The organism is Intrasporangium calvum (genome assembly GCF_028446585.1).
GTDB lineage: Bacteria > Actinomycetota > Actinomycetes > Actinomycetales > Dermatophilaceae > Intrasporangium > Intrasporangium calvum_A.
In genome coordinates this window covers 1-21,309 of the sequence record NZ_JAPFQL010000013.1, presented here as the reverse complement: position 1 = coordinate 21,309, position 21,309 = coordinate 1, and the positions used below count along the sequence as shown (strand labels likewise).

Annotated in this window: 16 protein-coding genes; 8 read left to right on the top strand and 8 right to left on the bottom strand. The window is 71.3% G+C overall.

Annotation, left to right across the window (positions count from 1 at the left end):
• The first annotated feature begins 70 nt into the window (after nucleotides 1-70).
• Genes glgX through treZ form a run of 3 tightly spaced genes read left to right on the top strand, consistent with a single transcriptional unit; the run spans nucleotide 71 to nucleotide 6,445 of the window.
• Complete coding sequence (gene glgX, locus OO014_RS04920; protein ID WP_272461163.1) at nucleotides 71-2,206, top strand: glycogen debranching protein GlgX; 2,136 nt, start codon at nucleotides 71-73, stop codon at nucleotides 2,204-2,206.
• Complete coding sequence (treY, locus tag OO014_RS04915; RefSeq protein ID WP_272461162.1) at nucleotides 2,203-4,650, top strand: malto-oligosyltrehalose synthase; 2,448 nt, start codon at nucleotides 2,203-2,205, stop codon at nucleotides 4,648-4,650. The genes glgX and treY overlap by 4 nt, the downstream gene beginning before the upstream one ends.
• Nucleotide 4,651: 1 nt before the next feature.
• On the top strand, nucleotides 4,652-6,445 hold the full coding sequence (gene treZ / locus OO014_RS04910) for a malto-oligosyltrehalose trehalohydrolase (protein WP_272461161.1): 1,794 nt from the start codon (nucleotides 4,652-4,654) through the stop codon (nucleotides 6,443-6,445).
• A gap of 18 nt (nucleotides 6,446-6,463) precedes the next feature.
• On the opposite strand, the gene OO014_RS04905 is transcribed toward treZ, so the two are convergent.
• Both OO014_RS04905 and OO014_RS04900 read right to left on the bottom strand, forming a co-directional pair.
• The gene (locus OO014_RS04905; protein ID WP_272461160.1) at nucleotides 6,464-7,417 is read right to left on the bottom strand and encodes an acyl-CoA thioesterase; all 954 of its coding nucleotides are present in this window, start codon (nucleotides 7,415-7,417) and stop codon (nucleotides 6,464-6,466) included.
• Between the two features lie 163 nt (nucleotides 7,418-7,580).
• Nucleotides 7,581-9,827 carry a RecQ family ATP-dependent DNA helicase gene (locus OO014_RS04900; protein ID WP_272461159.1) on the bottom strand — a complete coding sequence of 749 codons (2,247 nt, stop codon included), beginning with the start codon at nucleotides 9,825-9,827 and terminating at the stop codon, nucleotides 7,581-7,583.
• Between the two features lie 107 nt (nucleotides 9,828-9,934).
• On the opposite strand from OO014_RS04900, the gene OO014_RS04895 reads away from it, so the two are divergent.
• Both OO014_RS04895 and OO014_RS04890 read left to right on the top strand, forming a co-directional pair.
• On the top strand, nucleotides 9,935-10,399 hold the full coding sequence (locus OO014_RS04895) for an acyl-CoA thioesterase (protein WP_272461158.1): 465 nt from the start codon (nucleotides 9,935-9,937) through the stop codon (nucleotides 10,397-10,399).
• Nucleotides 10,400-10,407: 8 nt separating this feature from the next.
• Nucleotides 10,408-11,046 carry a hypothetical protein gene (locus OO014_RS04890; RefSeq protein WP_272461157.1) on the top strand — a complete coding sequence of 213 codons (639 nt, stop codon included), beginning with the start codon at nucleotides 10,408-10,410 and terminating at the stop codon, nucleotides 11,044-11,046.
• 40 nt (nucleotides 11,047-11,086) lie between these two features.
• On the opposite strand, the gene OO014_RS04885 is transcribed toward OO014_RS04890, so the two are convergent.
• The 6 genes from OO014_RS04885 to pepN form a co-directional block, all read right to left on the bottom strand.
• Nucleotides 11,087-11,875, bottom strand: a complete 789-nt coding sequence (locus OO014_RS04885) for a glycerophosphodiester phosphodiesterase (protein ID WP_272461156.1) — start codon at nucleotides 11,873-11,875, stop codon at nucleotides 11,087-11,089.
• Nucleotides 11,876-11,915: 40 nt separating this feature from the next.
• Nucleotides 11,916-13,697: a glycoside hydrolase family 13 protein gene (locus OO014_RS04880; protein WP_420485475.1), complete on the bottom strand. Its 1,782-nt coding sequence runs from the start codon at nucleotides 13,695-13,697 to the stop codon at nucleotides 11,916-11,918.
• Between the two features lie 263 nt (nucleotides 13,698-13,960).
• Nucleotides 13,961-14,629, bottom strand: coding sequence for a hypothetical protein (locus OO014_RS04875; protein ID WP_272461155.1), 669 nt, complete (start codon nucleotides 14,627-14,629; stop codon nucleotides 13,961-13,963).
• A 133-nt stretch (nucleotides 14,630-14,762) separates the two neighbouring features.
• Nucleotides 14,763-15,149, bottom strand: coding sequence for a globin (locus OO014_RS04870; RefSeq protein WP_272461154.1), 387 nt, complete (start codon nucleotides 15,147-15,149; stop codon nucleotides 14,763-14,765).
• A gap of 30 nt (nucleotides 15,150-15,179) precedes the next feature.
• Nucleotides 15,180-16,109: a mechanosensitive ion channel family protein gene (locus tag OO014_RS04865; protein WP_272461183.1), complete on the bottom strand. Its 930-nt coding sequence runs from the start codon at nucleotides 16,107-16,109 to the stop codon at nucleotides 15,180-15,182.
• Nucleotides 16,110-16,198: 89 nt separating this feature from the next.
• A complete protein-coding gene (gene pepN / locus OO014_RS04860) occupies nucleotides 16,199-18,763 on the bottom strand; it encodes an aminopeptidase N (protein WP_272461182.1) in 2,565 nt (854 codons plus the stop codon).
• Nucleotides 18,764-18,913: 150 nt separating this feature from the next.
• Here pepN and OO014_RS04855 point away from each other — a divergent pair, with 150 nt between their 5' ends.
• From OO014_RS04855 to OO014_RS04845, 3 genes are all read left to right on the top strand, one after another.
• Nucleotides 18,914-19,537 carry a DsbA family protein gene (locus OO014_RS04855; RefSeq protein ID WP_272461153.1) on the top strand — a complete coding sequence of 208 codons (624 nt, stop codon included), beginning with the start codon at nucleotides 18,914-18,916 and terminating at the stop codon, nucleotides 19,535-19,537.
• 41 nt (nucleotides 19,538-19,578) lie between these two features.
• A complete protein-coding gene (locus tag OO014_RS04850) occupies nucleotides 19,579-20,058 on the top strand; it encodes a ribose-5-phosphate isomerase (RefSeq protein ID WP_272461152.1) in 480 nt (159 codons plus the stop codon).
• Nucleotides 20,059-20,163: 105 nt separating this feature from the next.
• Nucleotides 20,164-21,279, top strand: a complete 1,116-nt coding sequence (locus OO014_RS04845; protein WP_272461151.1) for a PP2C family protein-serine/threonine phosphatase — start codon at nucleotides 20,164-20,166, stop codon at nucleotides 21,277-21,279.
• The last annotated feature ends 30 nt before the right edge of the window (nucleotides 21,280-21,309 follow it).

Genomic DNA, 21,309 nt, shown 5'->3' with positions numbered 1-21,309 from the left:
CCGCCTTGCGCGGCCACCCGGCCGACCGGGGACAATGGCGCTCGCCCGTACGCTCGACGAGAGAAGGTCCATGGAGATCTGGCCCGGACAGTCCTACCCGCTGGGGGCGACCTACGACGGGACGGGCGTCAACTTCGCCGTCTTCTCCGAGGTGGCGGAGCGGGTCGAGCTCTGTCTCATCGACGACGACCTCGTCGAGACCCGGATCGACCTGCCCGAGGTCGACGGCTTCGTCTGGCACGGCTACATCCCCTACATCCAGCCCGGCCAGCGCTACGGCTTCCGGGTCCACGGGCCCTACGACCCGGCCAACGGCCACCGGTGCAACCCGAGCAAGCTGCTGCTCGACCCCTACGCCAAGGCGATCGACGGACAGACCGACAACCACCCGTCGCTCTTCTCCTACACCTTCGGGGACCCCGAGGCCGCGACGACGACCGACCTCAACACCCAGGACAGCCTGGGCCACACCATGCTCTCGGTCGTCACCAACCCCTTCTTCGACTGGGCCAACGACCGCCCGCCGCGGCACGAGTACCACGACACCGTCATCTACGAGGCGCACGTCAAGGGGCTGACCGAGCTGCACCCCGACATCCCGGAGGCGATCCGCGGCACCTACGCCGGCATCGCCCACCCCGCGATGATCGCCCACCTGACGAACCTCGGGGTGACCGCCATCGAGCTGATGCCGGTGCACCAGTTCGTCCAGGACGCGCACCTGCTCGACCGCGGGCTCTCGAACTACTGGGGCTACAACACGATCGGCTTCCTCGCGCCGCACAACGGCTACGCCGCCGGGGGTCAGCGCGGGCAGCAGGTCCTCGAGTTCAAGGCGATGGTCAAGTCGCTGCACGAGGCGAACATCGAGGTCATCCTCGACGTCGTCTACAACCACACGGCCGAGGGGAACCACCTCGGCCCGACGCTCGCCTTCCGCGGTCTCGACAACAACAGCTACTACCGGCTCGTCAGCGACGACCTCGCGCACTACTACGACACGACCGGCACGGGGAACTCCCTCCTCATGCGCAGCCCGCACGTCCTCCAGCTGATCATGGACTCGCTGCGCTACTGGGTGACCGAGATGCACGTCGACGGTTTCCGCTTCGACCTCGCCGCGACCCTCGCCCGGCAGTTCCACGAGGTCGACAAGCTCTCGGCCTTCTTCGACCTCATCCAGCAGGACCCGGTCGTCAGCCAGGTCAAGCTCATCGCGGAGCCGTGGGACGTGGGAGAGGGTGGCTACCAGGTCGGCGGCTTCCCACCCCTGTGGACGGAGTGGAACGGCAAGTACCGCGACACGGTGCGCGACTACTGGCGCGGCGCCGGCGGCGCCCTCGCCGAGTTCGCCTCGCGGTTCACCGGCTCGAGCGACCTCTACGAACACTCCGGCCGCAAGCCGATCGCCTCGATCAACTTCGTCACCTGCCACGACGGCTTCACCCTGCGCGACCTCGTCTCCTACAACGACAAGCACAATGAGGCCAACGGCGAAGGGGGCTTCGACGGCGAGAGCCACAACCGGTCGTGGAACTGCGGCGTCGAGGGGCCGACGACGGACCGCAAGGTGCTCGACCTGCGGGCCCGCCAGCAGCGCAACTTCATCGCCACCGTGCTCCTCTCGCAGGGGGTGCCGATGATCAGCCACGGCGACGAGATCGGGCGCACCCAGCTCGGCAACAACAACGGCTACTGCCAGGACAACGAGGTCACCTGGGTCCACTGGGACCTCGAGGGCGACCAGCAACGGCTGCTCGAGTTCACGCAGTCGATCATCCGGCTGCGTCAGGACCACCCCGTCTTCCGGCGCCGGCGGTTCTTCGCCGGCAGTGCCGACCACGGCGGGGAGAGCGACCTCGGCGACATCGCGTGGTTCATGCCCAACGCCGAGCACATGGACGAGCAGGCCTGGCACAACGCCCTGGCCAAGTCGGTGATGGTCTTCCTCAACGGCTCGGCGATCCCCGAGCCCGACCGCCGGGGCGAGAAGATCCTTGACGACTCGTTCCTCGTGATGTTCAACGCGCACTCCGAGCCGATCACCTTCACGCTGCCGGACGAGGAGTACGGCCGCGTCTGGATTCCCGAGGTCGACACGGCCGCCCGGGAGGTCAGTGACGAGGAGCTCGAGCCAGGCTGGCAGATCGAGGTCGACGCGCGGAGCATCGTCGTGCTGCGGTCCCCCCGGGAGACCGACGAGTGACCGCCGACCGCCGCATCGTCTCGACCTATCGGCTCCAGCTCGGGCCCGACCTCTCGTTCGACGATGCGGCGGCGCAGGTGCCCCTCCTCGCCGACCTGGGCGTCTCCCACCTCTACCTGTCCCCGATCCTCCAGGCGTCGGAAGGCTCGACCCACGGCTACGACGTGGTGGACCACACCCGGATCGCGGAGGGGTTGGGCGGCGAGACCGGGTTTGGCCGGCTCGTGACCGCCGCTCACGACGCCGGGCTGGGCCTCGTCGTCGACGTCGTCCCCAACCACATGACCACCCCGGTGCCGCTCACGCTGGCTCCGCCCCTCTGGTCGCTGCTGCGCGACGGCCCGTCGTCGCCCTGTGCCCGCTGGTTCGACGTCGACTGGGACGCCGAGAACGGCAGGATCCTCTGGCCGGTTCTCGGCGACTCGTTGGAGGAGGTGCTCGCCGCGGGCGAGCTGGCGCTCGACCGCGTGGGCGGTGAGGACGTGGTGCGCTACTACGACCACGTCTTCCCGCTGACGGCGTCGTCCGCGTCCGCCGACGATCTTGGCCGTATGCCGCTGGGCTCGCTCCTCGAGCAGCAGCACTACCGCTTGGCCTCCTGGCGCGAGGGCGCCACGGCGCTCAACTACCGCCGGTTCTTCGACGTCACCTCGCTCATCGGCGTCCGCGTCGAGGACCCCGAGGTGTTCGACGCGACGCACGAGGTCATCGTCGAGGCGGTGCGCCGCGGGCAGGTGGACGGCCTGCGGATCGACCACCCCGACGGGTTGGCCGACCCGGCCGGCTACCTCGACCGGCTGGCGTCGGTCACGGGCGGGGCCTGGACCGTCGTCGAGAAGATCCTCGAGGGCGACGAGCGCCTACCTGCGGACTGGGCCTGCGCCGGGACGACCGGCTATGACGCGCTCGCCCGAGTCGGCGGTCTGTTCGTCGATCCGAGTGGGGCCGAGCCGCTCGCTGCCCTCGCGGCCGAGCTGCTCGGTGAACGCCAGGACCTCGGGGTGATGAGTCTGTCGGCGAAGCGGCACGTCGTCGCCTCCGTCCTCGCAGCCGAGGTCGAACGGCTGCTGCGCGTGCTGCTTCGAGCGCTGCCGCACGCGGACGCCGCCCGGGCCCGGAGCGCGGTGGAGGCGCTGCTGGTCGGGATGGACCGCTATCGCGTCTACGTCCGGGCGGGCGAGCCGGCCGAGGCGGCAGGGGCCGAGGTCCTCGAGGCGGCTGCGCGGCGGGGCGCGGCGGAGCTGGGCGGGGTCGACCGTGCCACGCTGGACGAGGTGGTCGACCTCGCGCTCGGCCGGGCCCTCGGGGTGGTCTCCCGTGAAGCGGAGGCTGACTTCGTCACGCGGTTCCAGCAGACCTGCGGGCCCGTCATGGCCAAGGCCGTGGAGGACACGACCTTCTACCGGTTCGTGCGTCTCGTGGCCCTCAACGAGGTCGGTGGCGACCCGGGGCACTTCGGGGTGCCGGTCGTGCAGTTCCACATCTTCTGCGCGCGGCTGGCCGAGGAGTGGCCACTGACTATGACGACCCTGTCGACGCACGACACCAAGCGCTCCGAGGACGTCCGGGCGCGTCTCGCCGTCCTCGCTGAGCGGCCGGGGGCCTGGGCGGACTGGGTGCGCCGGGCCCGGGAGCTGGGGGCTGCACACCGGCAGGAGTCGGTCGACCCCTTGACGGAGTACTTCCTCTGGCAGAACGTCGTCGGTGCCTGGCCGCTCGATGCCGAGCGTCTCACCGCCTACGCGACCAAGGCGGTCCGCGAGGCCAAGCTCCACACGGCGTGGGTCGACGGTGACCCCGCCTACGAAGACGCCGTCCGACGGTTCGCGGCGGGGCTCACGTCGGACGATACGGTGCGGGCGCACGTCGTGGCGTGGCTCGAGACCACCAGGCTCGAAACTCGCTGTGCGACGTTGGGGCAGAAGGTGATCCAATTGCTCATGCCAGGTGTTCCAGACGTCTACCAGGGCACCGAGCTGGTGGACCTCTCCCTCGTCGACCCGGACAACCGCCGCCCGGTGGACATCCACGAGCGGGTTCGGCGCCTGGGCCGGCTCGACGACGGCGCTGCGCCGGCCGACCTCAACGACGAGAAGCTCCTGGTGACTGCGGCCGCGCTGCGACTGCGGCGCGAGCGGCCCGAGACCTTCGTGGGCGATCGTGCCGGATACGCGTCGCTCGAGGCGACGAGCGAGCATGCCGTCGGCTTCCGCCGCGGCGACGGTGGCGAGGGGGACGTCTGTGTTGTCGCGACCCGTCTGGCCGGCCAGCTCAGCGACCGGGGTGGCTGGGGTGAGGCGACCGTGTCGCTGCCCCCCGGGGCTTGGCGGGACGTGTTGGACGGCAAGGTGGTTCGTGGCGGCGACGTGCCGCTGGACCAGCTCGTCCCGCTCTCGGCTCTGCCGGTGGCGCTGCTCGTTCGCGACGAGGGAAGGAACGGCTGACATGGCACCGATCAGGGTGTGGGCACCCAACGCACGGGTCGTCGAGTGTGTCGTCGGAGCGGCGCGTCACCCCATGGAGCAGGAGCCGGCCGGGTGGTGGTCGTGGACGCCCGACGGCGATGGGCGGGTCGACTACCTCTTCTCGGTCGACGGAGGCGACGGGGTGCCCGATCCGCGCAGCGCCTGGCTTCCCCGAGGGGTGCACGGCCCGAGCCGCACCTTCGACACACAGGCCTTCGACTGGACCGACCACGACTGGCGCGGTCCCCGGGACGGGCGCGGCGCGCTCGGTGGGGTGTTCTACGAGCTGCACCTGGGCACCTTCACCCGCCCGGGCACGCTCGTCAGTGCGATCGCCCACCTCGACCACCTCGTCGACCTCGGCGTCGACGTCGTCGAGGTGATGCCGGTGGCGGCGTTCGGCGGCATCCACGGCTGGGGCTACGACGGGGTGCAGCCCTACGCGGTCCATCAGGCCTATGGCGGCCCGTTGGCGTTCCAGGTCTTCGTCGACGCCTGCCACGCCCGGGGGCTCGGGGTCTGCCTCGACGTCGTCTACAACCACCTCGGGCCGGTCGGCAACTATCTCTCCACCTTCGGGCCGTACTTCACCACCCAGCACCCGACGCCGTGGGGTCCGGCGGTCAACCTCGACGGTCCCGGCAGCGAGGAGGTGCGCCGGTGGGTGCTGGACAACGCTCTGCGCTGGTTCCGGGACTTCCACGTCGACGCGCTGCGCCTCGACGCGGTCCACGCGCTCCACGACCACTCGGGTCGGCACATCCTGGCCGAGCTGAGCGACGAGACGGCTGACCTGTCGGTGCGGCTCGGGCGGCCGCTCGAGCTCATCGCGGAGAGCGACCTCAACGACCCTGTCATGGTGACCCCGACCGCAGAGGGCGGCCGGGGCATGACGGCGCAGTGGGCCGACGACGTGCACCACGCCCTCCACGTCACCCTCACGGGCGAGCGGCAGGGCTACTACGCCGACTTCGCCGGCGGCACCGAGGCGTGGCCCGACGGGACGCCGCTACGCGTGCTGGCCAAGACCCTGACCGAAGTGTTCCTGCACGATGGCCGGATGTCGACGTTCCGGGGCGCACCGTGGGGCGCGCCGGTCGACCGCCGGGAAGTCTCTGGACACCGTTTCCTCGCCTACCTGCAGAACCACGACCAGGTCGGCAACCGTGCTCTCGGCGACCGGATCAGCGAGACCATCTCGCCGGGACAGCAAGCGATCGGCGCCGCGCTCTACCTCCTCTCGCCCTTCACCCCGATGATCTTCATGGGCGAGGAGTGGCGGGCGAGCACGCCCTTCCAGTTCTTCACCTCGTTCGACGACCAGTGGCTCGCCGACGCGGTGCGGCAGGGACGCCGGCAGGAGTTCGCGTCACACGGGTGGGCCGCCGACGACGTTCCCGATCCCCAGGACCCTGCGACGCGGGGAGCCAGCGTGCTCAACTGGCCCGAGTGCAACACGCCCGGCCACACCGCGATGCTCGACTTCTATCGGGAGCTGATCGGGACCCGCCGCCGCGAGCCGGATCTCTCCTCCGGCGACCTGAGCGCGACCACGGTCGAGTTCGACGAGGACGACGGCTGGCTCGTCATGCACCGGGGGCTGGTGCACGTGGTGTGCAACCTGGGACAGAGGGCGCGCACCGTGCCGCTCGATGCCGGGCTCATCGACAAGGTCCTCGTGTCCTGGGGCCGGGCGCCCATCGTCGACGAGCACGGGGTGCATCTCGACGGTCACGACGTGGCAGTCGTCCGGTGCGTCCGCGATGCCGGGTGACCCGAGCGCGGCGAGCCGTCACTCCTTGACGCGGACCATCCCCTCCTGGGCGACGGTGGCGACGAGCTGGCCGCCCTGGAACATCTGGCCGATCCCGAGGCCCCGACCGCTCGACGCGGACGGAGACTCCTGGGTGTAGAGGAACCAGTCGTCACCGGACACGGGGCGGTGGAACCACATCGAGTGGTCGAGGCTGGCGACGCGAAGGCGCGGGTCCGCCCAGGTCAGTCCGTGGCGGCGCAGCACTGGGTCGAGGAGCGAGTAGTCGCTCGCGTAGGCCAGGACGGCGGCGTGGATCAGGGGGTCCGCCGGCAGGCTGTCGACAGCGCGCATCCAGACCTGCTGCTCCGCCGGGGAATCCGGGGCCGGCGTCAGGAAGGTGGCCTCTTCGATGGGCCGCTGCTCGATGGGGCGCTGCGTCGCGATGTGCCGGGCGGCCGGGTGGTCGATGTGGCCCAGGAGGTCGGCGAGCGACCGGAGACCGTCGGGCCCGGGCAGGTCCGGCATCGTGAGCTGGTGGTCGAGGCCCGCCGCTTGCTCCTGGAACGACGCCGTGAACGACATGATCGGCGCCCCTTTCTGGATGGCATGGACCCGCCGCGTGGAGAAGGACCGGCCGTCGCGCATCTCCTCGACGGCGAACCGGATGGGGAGGGTGTCGTCACCCGGTCGCATGAAGTAGCCGTGCAGGGAGTGGATCGGCCGGGGCCCTTCGCGCTCCTCGACCGCACGGAGCGTCAGTCCGGCCGCCATGACGCACTGGGCGAGGACCTGGCCACCGAAGACGCGGTTGTGGGGCATCCGCTGGCTGCGTCCCTCGAAGACCCGTGCCTCCGTCGCCCCGATGGACGAGGCGGCGTCCTGGCCCTCGATGCCGGTGACGGAGATCTTGGCGGTGCCCAGCTCCTCGAGGGTGAGGACGTCGATGAGGTCCTCGATCGGGGTGAGGGTCGGCTTGACGTCGTCGGTCACAGCGTCGACCCTAGTGCCCCCGCGCTGCAGGGCAAGCACCACCGCGGTTCCCGGATCGGCCCCGGGCTGTCCGTGGGATCGGCGGGCGTTGGGGAAGGTCGTCACTTTCCCGCGCGTGCGGGAACGTGGACTGCGCAGCGGCGGCGGTGCGCCGTCGTGGCGCTCAGCCCTCCACGGCAAGGGTGAGCGGCAGGACGGCCGGTGCCCCGGCCTCGCGCAGCAGGGCGCCAGCCACGGTGAGGGTCCACCGCGAGTCGGCGACATCGTCCACGAGCAGCACCGGGCCGGGGACGCCCTCGAGCCGCGCCCGGAGATCCGCGCCCACGGCGAAGCGGCCCCAGATGTTCGCCAGTCGGAAAGCGCTGTTGCCGCCCGGCTCACCGACGGGTCCACCGTCGACGAGATCCAGCGTGCCGAGGTAGGGGAGTCGTCCCAGCTCCCCGAGTCCGGCGGCCAGTGACGTCACGAGCTGTGGACGGCGCCGCGAGGGCACCGCCACGATCGCCGCGGGCCGCTCGGCCCAGTCCCAGTCGCGGAGGACGTCGACGACCGCGCGGAGCAGCTCCGGCGGGGCGGGCCGGTCCGAGGGTGCCGCGTGGTTCGAGGCGATCAGGTCGGGTGACTGCTCGAAGGCGGCTGGATCAGCAGCCGGCGGCGCCGCGTCGGCGGAGGCGGCGGCCGAGCCCGCGGAGGCAGGTGACTCCGACCGGAGCAGCTGACGGAGCCGCTGCCCCCAGCCGAGGTCGCTGAGCCGCGCGACGGCGCGGCCCTCCGACAGCGCCACCGCCGGCGCGATCCTGCCCTTCAGGGGCACGCCGAGCCGGTCCATGCCGGACGGCCACTGCGCCCGCGGCTCCAGGACCACTCCGGGTCGCTCGAGGCGTGACCGCGCGGTGAGAACCGCCGCCTCGGGGATCTCGGAGGCGAACCAGTCGCCGGCGCACCGGTCACACCGGCCGCAGTCCCGCGCGGTGTCGTCGTCGAGGCACCGTTGCAGGAAGGCCATCCGACATCCGTCGCCCCGCTCGTAGTCCACCATCAGCTGCTGCTCCCGGTCCCGGGCCTGGGACACGCGCTCGTAGCGCTCCGCGTCATAGGTCCAGGGGACTCCGGTCGCAGCCCAGCCGCCCTGGACACGTTGCACTGCCCCGTCGACATCGAGCACCTTGAGGAGCAGCTCCAGCCGGGTCCGACGGACGTCAACGATCGACTCCAGGGCGACGGTCGAGAGCGGCCGACCGCTCTGCGCGAGGGCGCGCAGCACGGCATCTGCCTGCTCTTGTCGTGGCATCGAGGCCGACGCGAAGTAGCGCCAGATGTCCTTGTCCTCCGGACCGGGCATGAGGAGGACATCAGCCCGCTCGGTGGCCCGGCCGGCCCGGCCCACCTGCTGGTAGTAGGCCACCGGCGACGATGGGGCCCCCAGGTGGAGCACGAAGCCGAGGTCCGGCTTGTCGAAGCCCATGCCGAGTGCCGAGGTGGCGACGAGAGCCTTGAGCCGGTTGTCGCGCAGGGCCTCCTCCAGCCGCACCCGCTCGCTGGGCTCGGTGCGGCCGGTGTAGGCAGCGACCTCGAACCCGGCGTCGCGCAGCGCGACGGCGACGTCCTCAGCGGCCGAGACGGTCAGCGCGTAGACGATCCCGGACCCGGGCAGCTCGCCGAGGTGGGCGATGAGCCAGGCCAGCCGCTGCTCAGGAGCGGCCAGGGGCAGCACGCCGAGCCGCAGTGACTCGCGCGCCAGGGGACCGCGCAGCGTCAGCACGTCCCGCCCGCCGGCGCCCAGCTGCTCCACCACGTCCGTCACGACCCTCGCGTTGGCGGTCGCCGTCGTCGCGAGCACGGGCGTCGAGTCGGGCAACGTCGTGAGCAGGTCCCGGATCCGGCGGTAGTCCGGCCGGAAGTCGTGCCCCCAGTCGCTGATGCAGTGGGCCTCGTCGACGACGAGCAGTCCACACGACTGTGCCAGGCCGGGCAGCTGCTCCTCACGGAACCGCGGGTTGTTGAGCCGCTCCGGGCTGACGAGCAGCACGTCGACCTCTCCGCGGGCCAGAGCCGCGGTCACCGCCGCCCACTCGTCGGCGTTGGTGGAGTTGAGCGTCACGGCCCTGATACCGGCGCGCTCCGCCGCGGCGATCTGGTCGCGCATGAGCGCGAGGAGCGGCGAGACGATGACCGTCGGGCCGGCCCCCTCCGCTCGCCGCAGCGCGGTCGCGACGAAGTAGACCGCCGACTTGCCCCACCCGGTCCGCTGCACGACGAGCACCCGGCGACGCCCGGACACGAGCGCCTCGATCGCCTCGAACTGACCGTCGCGGAAGTCGGCCCCGTCTCGCCCGACGAGCCGCCGCAGCGCAGCGGTCGCGCGCTCGCGAAGGTCAAGTCCGGTGAGGGCGGCGGGTGAGCTCGGCATGTGCCCAACCTACGTGGACCCGCCGACCGCGCTCAGCGGCATACGGCACCTGTGGACGACGTGAGACCCGGGCGAGGGGATGTGGACGGCCCTGCAAGGATGCTGCCATGGAGCCGTACGCCGCTCACGTGTCCCTGCGCTGGTCCGACATGGACGCCTACGCCCACATCAACAACGTCCAGTTCCTCCGGCTGCTCGAGGACGCGCGCGTCATCGCCTTCCGGGACTGGTTCGACAATCCGGACGGCGGGCGCAGCCTCCTCGACGAAGGTGTGCTCGTGTCCCGCCACGAGATCGAGTACCGCCGGCCGCTCGGCTTCCGCCACGAGCCGGTGGAGATCCGCATCTGGGTCTCCCGGATCGGTGGCGCCGGCTTCGACGTCGCCTACATCGTCACCGACCCGAAGCCGCTGGGCGACAGCGAAGGGGAGACCGTCTACGCCGTCGCCGAGACCGAGCTGGCCCTCTACGACTTCGAGGGGTCGAGGCCCCGACGCATGCGGCCCTCCGAGCGGACGTCGCTCGAGCGACAACTCGGCGCGGTGGCTCCCTTCCGCCGGCGACGCCGGTGAGTGCCGCCATGGAGCAGATCGAGCTCGGCGACCCGCGCGGCGTGACTGACCTGGCGACCTTCGTCGGCCGGGCCAAGGTGGCGGTGCCAGACGGCGCCGTCCGACTGCAGGTGCCGGCCCCCGGCCTGCTCGTCGCAACGGTGGCGGTCCTCGAGGGCACGGGCCTCATGGGTGCGGGCACGGTCCTCGGGATGCGTGTCGTCTCGATCCCCGACCGGAACCACGGGCTGGACGCGACGGTCAGCTTCAGGTCGGTCGCCGATCGGCTCGCGCGGCTCGGCTCCGAGGGCACGACCTTCAGCGTGCCCGCCACCACCGTGTCCCCCTCGTGGGCGGGACTGACGCCACCCCGGCAGGGGTGGGAGCGCGTCGGGCTCCTGGATGGCGCCGCCGTGCGGCGCGTCGCCGAGGCGGGCATCGCCGAGGTCGCGCAGCAGCCGCACCAGGGTGGCGGGGGCGCGGCCGTCGCCGAGCTGCGCCGTCGCGTGTGGGGAGCCATGAGCGACACGGCCCCCCCGATCGCGGCCGGGCTCGCGTTCGGGGCCCACGTCCTCGGCTTCCTGCGGTCCGGAGAGACGGCAACCGTCGCGACGTGCGGGCGGTGGACCCGGCTCAGCACGACGCGCGGTCACGTCCTCGTGCGCTGAGGTCCGCAGGGCCGCTCCGGGAGGGCTGGTTCGCCCGTCCTCAGTGCACGCCCGTCCAGAGGCCACGCTCGGTCAGCACGTCCTTGAGGACGTCGATCCGGTCGCTGACGAGGCCGTCGACACCGAGGTCGAGCAGGCGGTGCATCTCCGCCGCGTCGTCGACGGTCCACACGTGGACCTGCTTGCCGAAGTGGTGCGCGGCCTCGAGGAGCTTGCGGGTGACGACCGTGACCTCCCGGCCGCCGAGCACGTGCGTCGGCGGCACCTGGAAGACGTCGGCGGGGGTGCGGAGCAGCCGGGAGACTGCTCGCGGACCGAACCGCATGAGGATCGTGCCCGCCTGGGACGCCGCGGTCGCCACCCGACCGGCCGACACCTTGCGGAACGTGCTGATCTCCCGCTGGAAGAAGGAGCCGACGCAGATCGCGTCGTGCAGCCCGCGCTCCTCGATGAGCTCCCAGAGCAGCTCGGCCGTCCGGGGCCCCTTGAGGTCGATGTTGAGCCGGATCCCGGGGAAGGTGTCGATCACCTCGGTGAGGAGCGGCACGTGCTCGCCGTGACCGACCCGCGCCCACCTGACCTGGTCCCAGTCCAGGGTCCGGATCCGCCCCTGCATGTCGGACACCCGGTCCAGGTGGTCGTCGTGGAACGCCACGAGCCGGCCGTCCCGCGTGGCGTGGACGTCCGTCTCGATGTGCGTGTAACCCAGGGCGACGGCGTGCCGGAACGCCGTCATGGTGTTCTCGAGCCCCAGGTTGGGCCCGTAGAGCGCGCCGCCCCGGTGCGCCAGGGCGATCGGCGTCTGGGCGAGGTATGGCCTCGTGGTCATGGGGCTGAGGCTAGCCCCATCGGCGCCGCCACCCGACGGCTCAGGACCACAGCGCCCAGGCGCACGTGTCGGTCGGCACGAGACCGTCCTCGAGGGGACTGGACGACACGAGCAGGCGCGCCCCCTCGGGCAGTGCCACCGGCTCGGCGCCGAGGTTCGCGACGACCAGCAGTCGCTCACCCGAGGCGCTGTCGTTGACGAGCGCGACGACGTCGGCGCCGTATCCCTCGACGAAGGAGAGCGAGCCACTCCCGGCAGAGTGTGCGCGCCGCAGCCGGAGGAGCGTGCGGTAGAGCTCGAGCGTCGAGCCGTCCACCCCGACCTGCTGGTCCACGGCGTAGGAGGAGTAGACGGCCGGCTGGGGCAGCCACGTGCGCTCGGACGGGCCGAAGCCGAGGCCGTCCTGACCGGCGGCCCAGGGCATCGGGACACGGCAGCCGTCGCGGCCCTTCTCCGTGCCGGCGCTGCGCAGGAACGTCGGGTCCTGGCGGACCTCGTCGGGCAGTTCCGTCGAGTCGGGGAGGCCGAGCTCCTCGCCCTGGTAGAGGTAGGCGCTGCCGGGGAGAGCCAGCATCAGGGTCGTGGCGGCACGGGCGCGGCGCAGGCCGAGCTCGCGGTCGGGCTGGGGGTCCTCGGCGCCGATGCCGTTGGGCCGCTTGGTGCCGGGTGCGTAGCCCAGGCGCGTGGCGTGCCGCACGACGTCGTGGTTCGAGAGCACCCACGTGGACGGGGCGCCCACCGAGTCGGCGGCCCGCAGCGACCGCTCGATGACGGCGACGAGGTCCTCCGCGATCCAGGGGGTGCCGAGGAAGTCGAAGTTGAAGGCCTGGTGCATCTCGTCGGGTCGCACGTAGCGGACCGCGCGCTCCTGTGGCTCGACCCATGCCTCCGCGCAGAGGATGCGGTCGGGGGTGCCGTAGGAGTCGAGCACGGCACGCCAGGCCCGGTAGACGTCGTGCACGGCGTCCTGGTCCCAGTAGGGCGTGTGGTGGGTCGGCTCCGGCTCGGCGCCGTCGAGCACGTGGGCCGCGGCCTCCTCGGTGTCGCCGAGCATGTGCGTGCGCGCCTGGTGGTCCGGCAGCCCGTCGCGCTTGATCAGCCCATGCGCCACGTCCACCCGGAAGCCGTCGACGCCGCGGTCGAGCCAGAACCGCAGGACCGACTCGAACTCCTCGCGCACGAGGGGGTTCTCCCAGTTGAAGTCGGGCTGCCGGGAGTCGAACAGGTGCAGGTACCACTGGCCGGGCGTGCCGTCGGGCTCGCTGACGCGGGTCCAGGCGGGTCCGCCGAAGACGGACTCCCAGTTGTTCGGGGGCAGGTCTCCACGGTCGCCGCGGCCGTCGCGGAAGAGGTAGCGGTTGCGCTCCGGCGAGCCGGGTCCCGCGGCGAGGGCCTCCTGGAACCAGGGGTGGGCGTCCGAGCTGTGGTTGGGCACGAGGTCGACGATGACGCGCAGGCCGAGGTCGTGGGCGCGACCGACGAGCGCGTCCGCGTCGGCCAGGGTGCCGAAGGTCGGGTCGACGTCGCGGTAGTCGGCGACGTCGTAGCCCGCGTCAGCCTGGGGGCTCGTGTAGAAGGGGGAGAGCCACAGGGCGTCGACGCCGAGGTCGCGCAGGTGATCGAGGCGCGCCGTGATGCCGGGGAGGTCACCGATCCCATCGCCGTCCGAGTCGGCCCACGACCGCGGGTAGACCTGGTAGATGACGGCATGGCGCCACCACGCCGAGTCCGGCTGCTCGGCCGGATGCACGGGGCTCGGGGCGACCCGCAGGCTGGGTCGGGCGAGGTCGGCGATGCGGGTGGTGGGGGAGATCAGAGTCACGAGGGTCAATGATTGACCATGATCGCTGAAAACCCAAGCAAGATCTGCAATTTCTTGCATGACGACGCGTTTGGGGGTGGTGTCGGGGGCTGCTGCGGGTCGTCGTTCCGTATGCCGCTGAGCTGAGTTTCGTCGATCTCGCTCAGCTGGGAGAGCGGCGGGGTCGGGACGGAGTCCTCACCTGGGAGGCGCTCTAAGCGGTAGCAGAAGGCCCGCACGTCCGGCGGGGACGTGCGGGCCCGAGTGCTGCGGAAGGGAAACGGTCAGGTGTTCGAGGCGGCGCCCATGCCGGCGCCCATGCCCGCGCCCATGCCGGCGCCACCCATGTGGCCCATGCCGCCGCGCATCCCGCCACCCATGCCGCCGCCGATGGCACCGGCGTCGATGGCCTTCTTGACGGCGTCCGCCTCGGCCTGGGTGAGCTTGCCGTCCTTGACGGCCTGGTCGAGCCGGTCCGTGAGGGCCTGCTCGCGCTCGGCCTGGTGGGCAGCCTGGACCTTGTCCAGCGCAGCCTCGACCTTGGCGGCGTCGAGGTCGAGCGCGTCGGCGAGGGCCTTGGCCATGGCGTCGTGCATCTGCTCCCGCACGGCGTCGCGGTCGAGGTCACCACTCTGGACCGAGTCCCGCAGGTCCGTCATCTGGTCGCGCAGGCCATCGCGGGCGGCGTCCATGGCGTCGCTGAGCTTCGACTCGTCCACGCCGAGCTCGGTCGCGAGGTCGGACAGGTCGGCGTGCATGCCGCGAGCGCCGTTGCCCATCCCGTTGCCCATCCCGTGGCCCATCCGACCGAAGCCGGTGGAGTCCTCGCTCTGGGTGGTGGTCGGCGCCGGGGTCTCCTCCGCCTGGGCGACGCTGGAGAAACCGAGTCCGAGCGCGAGGGCGGCCACGCCCACGGTCGCGATCCCGGCCATTCTCTTGTTGATCGGCATCATGGCGATCCTTGTCCTTTCTGCGACCCGCCGTGTCGGCGAGCATCGGGGGGTGTGTGTTTCTCTTGACTCCACACAACACCCCCCACCCAGCAGGAGCCTCTGAACCACCTGTGACTCCCTGTGAGGCAGGGTCTCAGTAGGCGCCGTCCGGGCCCGGCGCGTTGACGAGCGAGTAGGCCGCCCGGGTGAGGTAGTCACGCAGCCGGTCCTCGAGCTCCGGCTCGAGGTCCAGGGTGTCGACGGCGTTCATCATGTGCAGCAGCCAGCGGTCCCGCATGTCCGGCGTGACGGCGAACGGCACGTGCCGCATCCGCAGACGTGGGTGGCCGCGCTGGTCGGAGTAGGTCGTCGGGCCGCCCCAGTACTGCTCGAAGAACATGCGCAGCCGGTCCTCCGCGGGGCCGAGGTCCTCTTCCGGGTAGAGCGCCCGGAGCTCCTCGTCCTGGGCGACACCTCGGTAGAACTCGCGCACGAGCTGCGCGAAGGTCTCGTGGCCGCCGAAGTCGTCGTAGTACGTCACCGGGGAATTCTCCCAGACCTGCACGACACCTCAGGCACCTGACGGCTTGCCGCTGAAGGGCGGAACCGGGGGCAGCAGGACGGGCGAGCGGATGCCCTCGCGGTCGAACGCGACCTTGACCCGCTCGCGGATCTCGCGCTGCACGCCGAAGTGCTCCTGCGCGACGGTCTTGGCGAGGATGCGGATCGTGACCGCCCCCCCGGCGATGGACTCGACGCCGACGACCTCGGGGGCCCCGAGCAGCTTCTCGTCCCAGGGCGCGTGCTGGTCCATGGTCTCGACGACCTCGCGGATGACGCGCTGGGCCCGCTCGATGTCCTCGTCGTAGGCGACGGGGATGTCGACCATCGCGGTGGACCACCCCTGGGACCGGTTGCCGATCCGGATGATCTCGCCGTTGCGCACATACCAGGTCACGCCGCTCGCGTCGCGCAGCTGCGTGACGCGCAGGGAGACGTTCTCCACCGTCCCGACCGCCTCGCCCGTGTCGATGACGTCGCCGACGCCGTACTGGTCCTCGATGATCATGAAGATGCCGGAGAGGAAGTCCTTGACCAGGCTCTGGGCGCCGAACCCGAGCGCGACACCCCCCACGCCGGCCGAGGCGAGGAGCGGGGCGAGCGGGATCTCGAGCAGGGCCATGACGGTGAGGACGGCCACCGTGGCGACGACGACGGTGACGACGCTGCGCAGGAGTGAGCCCATCGTCCGGGTCCGTTGGACGTGGCGCTCGTGCGCCAGGCCGATGGCCTGGGCCAGCGAGCGGCCGCCCCCGGGCAGCTCGGCCAGCCGCTGGGCGTGCCGGCTGGTCGCGGTGGTGACCACTCGGTCAATGAGCCGCAGGAGCAGCCAACGGGCCACGATCGCCAGGGCAATGGTGACGATGATCCGGACCGGCACTCCGAAGAGCCAGTCACCCACCTGGGCCCACGTGAGGAGCGGAACTGAGCTGAGCGGCATACGGTCCATCCTGTCAATCCTTCCGGGAGGCCAGGTGGCCCCCCTCTGGTTGCTGTCGTATGCCGCTCAGCCCGCTGGCGCTCGACGGCTCAGTCGCGCTCGGCGTCCCTGGCCTGCGCGAGGAGCGCACGGGTGATGGTGTCGCGGTTCTCGGCGACGGTGCGGGCCAGCCCGGCCGGGGCGTCGCGGTGCGCGGCCAGCCACGCGTCGGACGCCGCCTTGAGCGACGAGTCCGCGAGGTCGAACGGGTAGAAGCCGCCGACGACCCGCTCGCCGATGGCGACGCTCCGGGCCGCCCAGGCCTCGAGGAGCATCGCGTGGTACTTCTCGACGTAGGGCTCGAGGAGCGACAGGTCGGTGGTGCGCCGGAACCCGCTCCCGATGGCCTGGACCATCTGGTTGGACAGGTCGTTGCGCTCGACCGCCTTGGCCCACGCCTCGGCCTTGGCCTCGGCGGTCGGCCGGGCGGCCAGGGCCTCTGCGGCGCGCTCGCGGCCCGTCGAGGTCGGGTCACGGTCGAGCTCGGCCTGGATCTCGGCCGCGTCCGCGGCACCGAGCGCTGCAAGGGCGCGGATCAGCGTCCAGCGCAGCTCCGTGTCGATGGTGAGGCCGGGCAGCGCGGCGGTGCCGCTGAGCAGGGCTCGCAGCGGCTCCTCGTCGGCGCGGTCGACGGTCGTGTTGGCCCAGGCCTCCAGCAGCTGGAACTGCGCGTCGCTGCCGGGCTCGGCGGTCTCGGCCAGCCCGTGCAGGGTCGAGGAGAGCAGGGCAGCCGTCTCCGCGCGGTGCCCGGGCGCGGTGTAGAGCCGCGCGGCCGTGGTGATCTGGGAGAGCAGGACCCGCAGCAGCGTGGAGTCGCTCTCGCCGGGCAGGGAGTCGAGGACGAAGCGGACGAAGTCCCGCGCCGGCATCTCCGCGTCGCGCGTCATGTCCCACGTCGCGCCGAGGACGAGCGAGCGCGGCAGGGAGTCCTGGAAGCCGCGCGGCAGGTCGAGGGCCGTGCGCAGCGACCGCGGGTCGAGGCGGATCTTCGCGTAGGCGAGGTCGTCGTCGTTGAGGAGCAGCAGGTCGGGCTGGGCGACGCCGACGAGCTCCGCGAGCTCGGTGCGTGCCCCGTCCACGTCCACCTCGTGGTAGCCGACGCGGACGAGCGAGCTGCCCTCGCGGTTGTAGAGGCCGATGCCGAGCCGGTGGGGGCGCAGCGTCGGGTAGTCGGCCGCGGCGGTCTGCTCGACGGCGAAGGAGCTGTACGTGCCATCCGGCGCGACCTCGAAGACCGGCCGCAGGGTGTTGACACCCGCGGTCTCGAGCCACAGCTTCGACCACGACGTGAGCTCGCGGCCCGAGGCGCGCTCCAGCTCACCGAGCAGGTCGGCGAGGGTCGTGTTGCCCCAGGCGTGCTTGGCGAAGTACTCACGCAGCGCGGTGACGAACGGCTCGCGCCCGACGTAGGCGACGAGCTGCTTGAGCACGGAGGCACCCTTGGCGTAGGTGATCCCGTCGAAGTTCACCTCGACGTCCTCGAGGTGGCGCATGTCCGCGGCGATCGGGTGCGTCGACGTGAGCTGGTCCTGGGCGTAGGCCCACGCCTTCTCCGCCGTGCCGAAGGTCGTCCACGCGCTCGTCCACTGCGTCGCCTCGGCCTGGCACGTCGTCGACGCCCACTCAGCGAACGACTCGTTGAGCCAGAGGTCGTCCCACCACTTCATCGTCACGAGGTTGCCGAACCACATGTGGGCGAGCTCGTGCAGGATCGTCAGGGCGCGCCGCTCGACCTTCGCCTCGGAGACCTTGGACCGGAAGACGTAGACCTCGGTGAAGGTCACGGCGCCGGCGTTCTCCATCGCGCCCATGTTGTACTCGGGGGTGAAGACCTGGTCGTACTTCTCGAACGGGTAGGGCTGGTCGAACTGCTCCTCGAAGAACGCGAACCCGCGCTTGGTGCAGTCGAAGATGTTGTCCGCGTCGAGGTACTGCGTCAGCGACTTGCGGCAGAAGACCCCGAGCGGCACGACGCCGTTGCGGGTCGCGACCTGGTCGCGGACCTCGTCGTAGGGGCCGGCGATGAGGGCCGTGATGTAGGAGGAGATGCGCTTCGTCGGCGGGAAGTCCCACGTGGCGACCTCGGTGTGATCGACGACGCCGCCCGGGACCGGCGGGGGCGTGGGGGAGTTGGAGATCACCTTCCAGTGCGCCGGGGCGGTGACCGTGAAGTGGAACGACGCCTTGAGGTCGGGCTGCTCGAACACAGCGAACATCCGCCGCGAGTCCGGGACCTCGAACTGCGTGTAGAGGTAGACCTCGTTGTCCACCGGGTCGACGAAGCGGTGCAGGCCCTCGCCGGTGTTGGTGTAGCGGCCCGTGGCAGCCACGGTCAGCTCGTTGTCCGCGGCCAGGCCCGGCAGCGTGACGCGGGAGTCCGCGAAGACCGCGGCCGGGTCGAGCTCAACCCCGTTGAGGGTGACCCGCTCGACGGAGTCGGCGATGAGGTCGATGAAGCTCTCGGCGCCGGGCTCCGAGCAGGTGAACCGGACGGAGGAGACGGTGCGGAAGGTCTCGGGGCCCGTGGTCAGGTCGAGCGTCACGTCGTACGTCTCGACCCGCAGCAGGCTGGCGCGCAGCGCCGCTTCGTCGCGGGTCAGGTTCTTGCCGGGCACGGAAGTCCTCCTCATGGGACAGGTTTCGTGGGGAGACCTGTCCAGGGGTGGGGACGGCCTCGTCGCGGGACATCCTCGCACGGATGCGGAGAGGCCCAGGGACCGCTCGGGCGGAGCGGGCCAGGGATCGCGGGATGCAAGGATGAGGCCATGGCGACCGACGGCACGACTGCACGCACGCCCGTGGAGATGTGGTTCGACCCCATCTGTCCCTGGGCCTGGATGACCTCGCGCTGGCTCATGGAGGCCGAGCGTCTGCGCGACCTCGACGTCACCTGGTCGGTGATGAGCCTCGCGGTCCTCAACGAGCACCGGGACCTGGACGCGGCGTACCGCTCCCTGCTGGACAGCGCCTGGGGGCCCGTGCGGGTCATCGTCGCGGCGGCCGAGGAGCACGGGCCCGAGGTCGTCAAGCCGCTCTACGACGCGATGGGCACCCGGATCCACCCCGGCCGCATGACGGACCTCGACCGGGTGGTCCGTGAGGCACTCGACGAGGTGGGCCTCCCGGCGACACTGGCTGGTGCGGCGCACCACAAGACCCACGACGCGGCCCTGCGCCGCAGCCACAAGCGCGGCATCTCCCTCGTGGGCACCGACGTCGGCACCCCCATCATCGCCGTCGAGGGGGTCGCCTTCTTCGGGCCCGTCGTCACCCCGGCCCCCAAGGGCGAGGACGCCGCCCGGCTCTGGGACGGCTGCGTCCTCGTGGCCGGGACGCCGGGCTTCTACGAGCTGAAGCGCACCCGCACCGAGCACCCCATCTTCACCTGAGCTGCACCCCCATCTCCCCACCCACCGCAACAAGGACGGACATGCGTATCCACATCGGCGGCGACCACGCCTCCTACGAGCTCCAGCAGGCCCTCATGGCGCACCTCGAGGGCGCCGGCCACGACGTCGTCAACCACGGTCCCTTCGCCTACGACGCCAAGGACGACTACCCCGTCTTCGTCCTGCGTGCCGCCGAGGCCGTGGCGGCCGAGCCTGGCTCGCGCGGCGTCGTCCTCGGCGGCTCCGGCAACGGCGAGCAGATGGCGGCCAACAAGGTCGCCGGCATCCGGGCCGCCCTGGCGTACTCGACCGAGCTGGCCTCGCTCGCGCGGGAGCACAACGATGCGCAGATCGTCTCGATCGGCGCCCGCTTCACCTCCGAGGACCTGGCCAAGCAGATCGTCGATACCTTCTTGGTCACGGAATTCTCCGATGATGAGCGACACAGCCGTCGCATAGGTATGGTTTCGGCGTACGAGTCCGACCGCGCCCTGCCGTCGCTGCCGGACTCGGCCAGCTGACTTCATCGCCCGACGACGTCATCACCGACTGACCCCTCACTGACGCTACGAGGATCGCTGCCTGCCGGACCCTCCACGGCCCCTTCGATCCAGGGATGGAGGCCTGTGGCCCTCAACGAGACGTACGTCTCACGCCGCCCGACCTTTGCCGCCGGGCCGATCCGGCGTGCCCGGATGATGGTCCCGTGGATGTCACGTGCGCCGTGGCTGCTCGTCCTCGGCCTCGTCCTGCTCGGCCTGGCGGCCGGCTGGTCCATTGCCAACTGGCCCCAGCACGTGCCCTGGGGCGTGTTCGCGTTCCTCGTCGTGATCGGCGGGCTGTTCCTCGAGCCGCGTCACCTCGTCGTCGTCTACGTGGCGCTGTTCTCGACGATGGCCATCGTCGGTGCGTCCCTGGGGGAGCGCAAGGGGGCGACCCTGGGCACCGAGCTCGTCACCCTGGCGACGATGCTGCTGATGATCTGGCTCGCCCACGCCCGCGCGCAGGTTGGTGTCGTCGGCGTCAGCGGCGAGTCGATGCTCGTCGACATGCGCGACCGGCTCCGGGCCCAGGGCGAGCTCCCCGAGCTGCCGCCCGACTGGTCGGCCGAGGTGGCGCTCGAGTCGGCCTACGGGGACAGCTTCGCCGGTGACTTCGTCGTCGCGGGCCGGTCCACGGACGGAGCGACGCTCGAGATCGCGCTCGTCGACGTCTCCGGGAAGGGCCGTCAGGCGGGCACCAGGTCCCTGCTCCTGTCCGGCGCGCTCGGGGGACTGCTCGGCGAGATGAGCGAGCACGGCTTCCTCCACGCCGCCAACAACCACCTGCTGCGACTGCGTTGGCCGGAGGGTTTCGCCACTGCTGTCCACGTGGCGATCAACCTCGAGACGGGGGAGTTCTCGATCGGCTACGCCGGTCATCCGGCCGCGGCCCAGTTCGCAGCCGGGTCAGGCCGGTGGCGGATGCTCTCCGGCGGCCGAGGACCACTGCTCGGCGTGATCGAGAACGCCGACTACCCGCGAGAGGTCGGCACCCTGCGACGGGGCGATGCTCTGGTCCTCTACAGCGACGGGGTCATCGAGGCCAGGGACAAGACCCTCGTCGACGGCATCGACCGGATGCTCGGCCGGGCGGAGTCGTTCGTCACGAAGGGCTTCGAGGGCCTGGCCCAGCGGCTCTGCGACCACGCGCTCGCCGGCCACGGCGACGACCGAGCCGTGGTCACCATCTGGCGTCGCTGACCGTCCCGGTCCCAACGAACGGAGCCGGGG

What these genes read in the sequence shown, in the direction of transcription:
- glgX (WP_272461163.1), top strand. Translation starts at nt 71, where the DNA reads ATGGAGATCTGGCCCGGACAGTCCTACCCGCTGGGGGCGACCTACGAC.
- treZ (WP_272461161.1), top strand. Translation starts at nt 4,652, where the DNA reads ATGGCACCGATCAGGGTGTGGGCACCCAACGCACGGGTCGTCGAGTGT.
- OO014_RS04900 (WP_272461159.1), bottom strand. Translation starts at nt 9,827, where the DNA reads ATGCCGAGCTCACCCGCCGCCCTCACCGGACTTGACCTTCGCGAGCGC.
- OO014_RS04895 (WP_272461158.1), top strand. Translation starts at nt 9,935, where the DNA reads ATGGAGCCGTACGCCGCTCACGTGTCCCTGCGCTGGTCCGACATGGAC.
- OO014_RS04890 (WP_272461157.1), top strand. Translation starts at nt 10,408, where the DNA reads ATGGAGCAGATCGAGCTCGGCGACCCGCGCGGCGTGACTGACCTGGCG.
- OO014_RS04885 (WP_272461156.1), bottom strand. Translation starts at nt 11,875, where the DNA reads ATGACCACGAGGCCATACCTCGCCCAGACGCCGATCGCCCTGGCGCAC.
- OO014_RS04875 (WP_272461155.1), bottom strand. Translation starts at nt 14,629, where the DNA reads ATGATGCCGATCAACAAGAGAATGGCCGGGATCGCGACCGTGGGCGTG.
- OO014_RS04865 (WP_272461183.1), bottom strand. Translation starts at nt 16,109, where the DNA reads ATGCCGCTCAGCTCAGTTCCGCTCCTCACGTGGGCCCAGGTGGGTGAC.
- OO014_RS04855 (WP_272461153.1), top strand. Translation starts at nt 18,914, where the DNA reads ATGGCGACCGACGGCACGACTGCACGCACGCCCGTGGAGATGTGGTTC.
- OO014_RS04850 (WP_272461152.1), top strand. Translation starts at nt 19,579, where the DNA reads ATGCGTATCCACATCGGCGGCGACCACGCCTCCTACGAGCTCCAGCAG.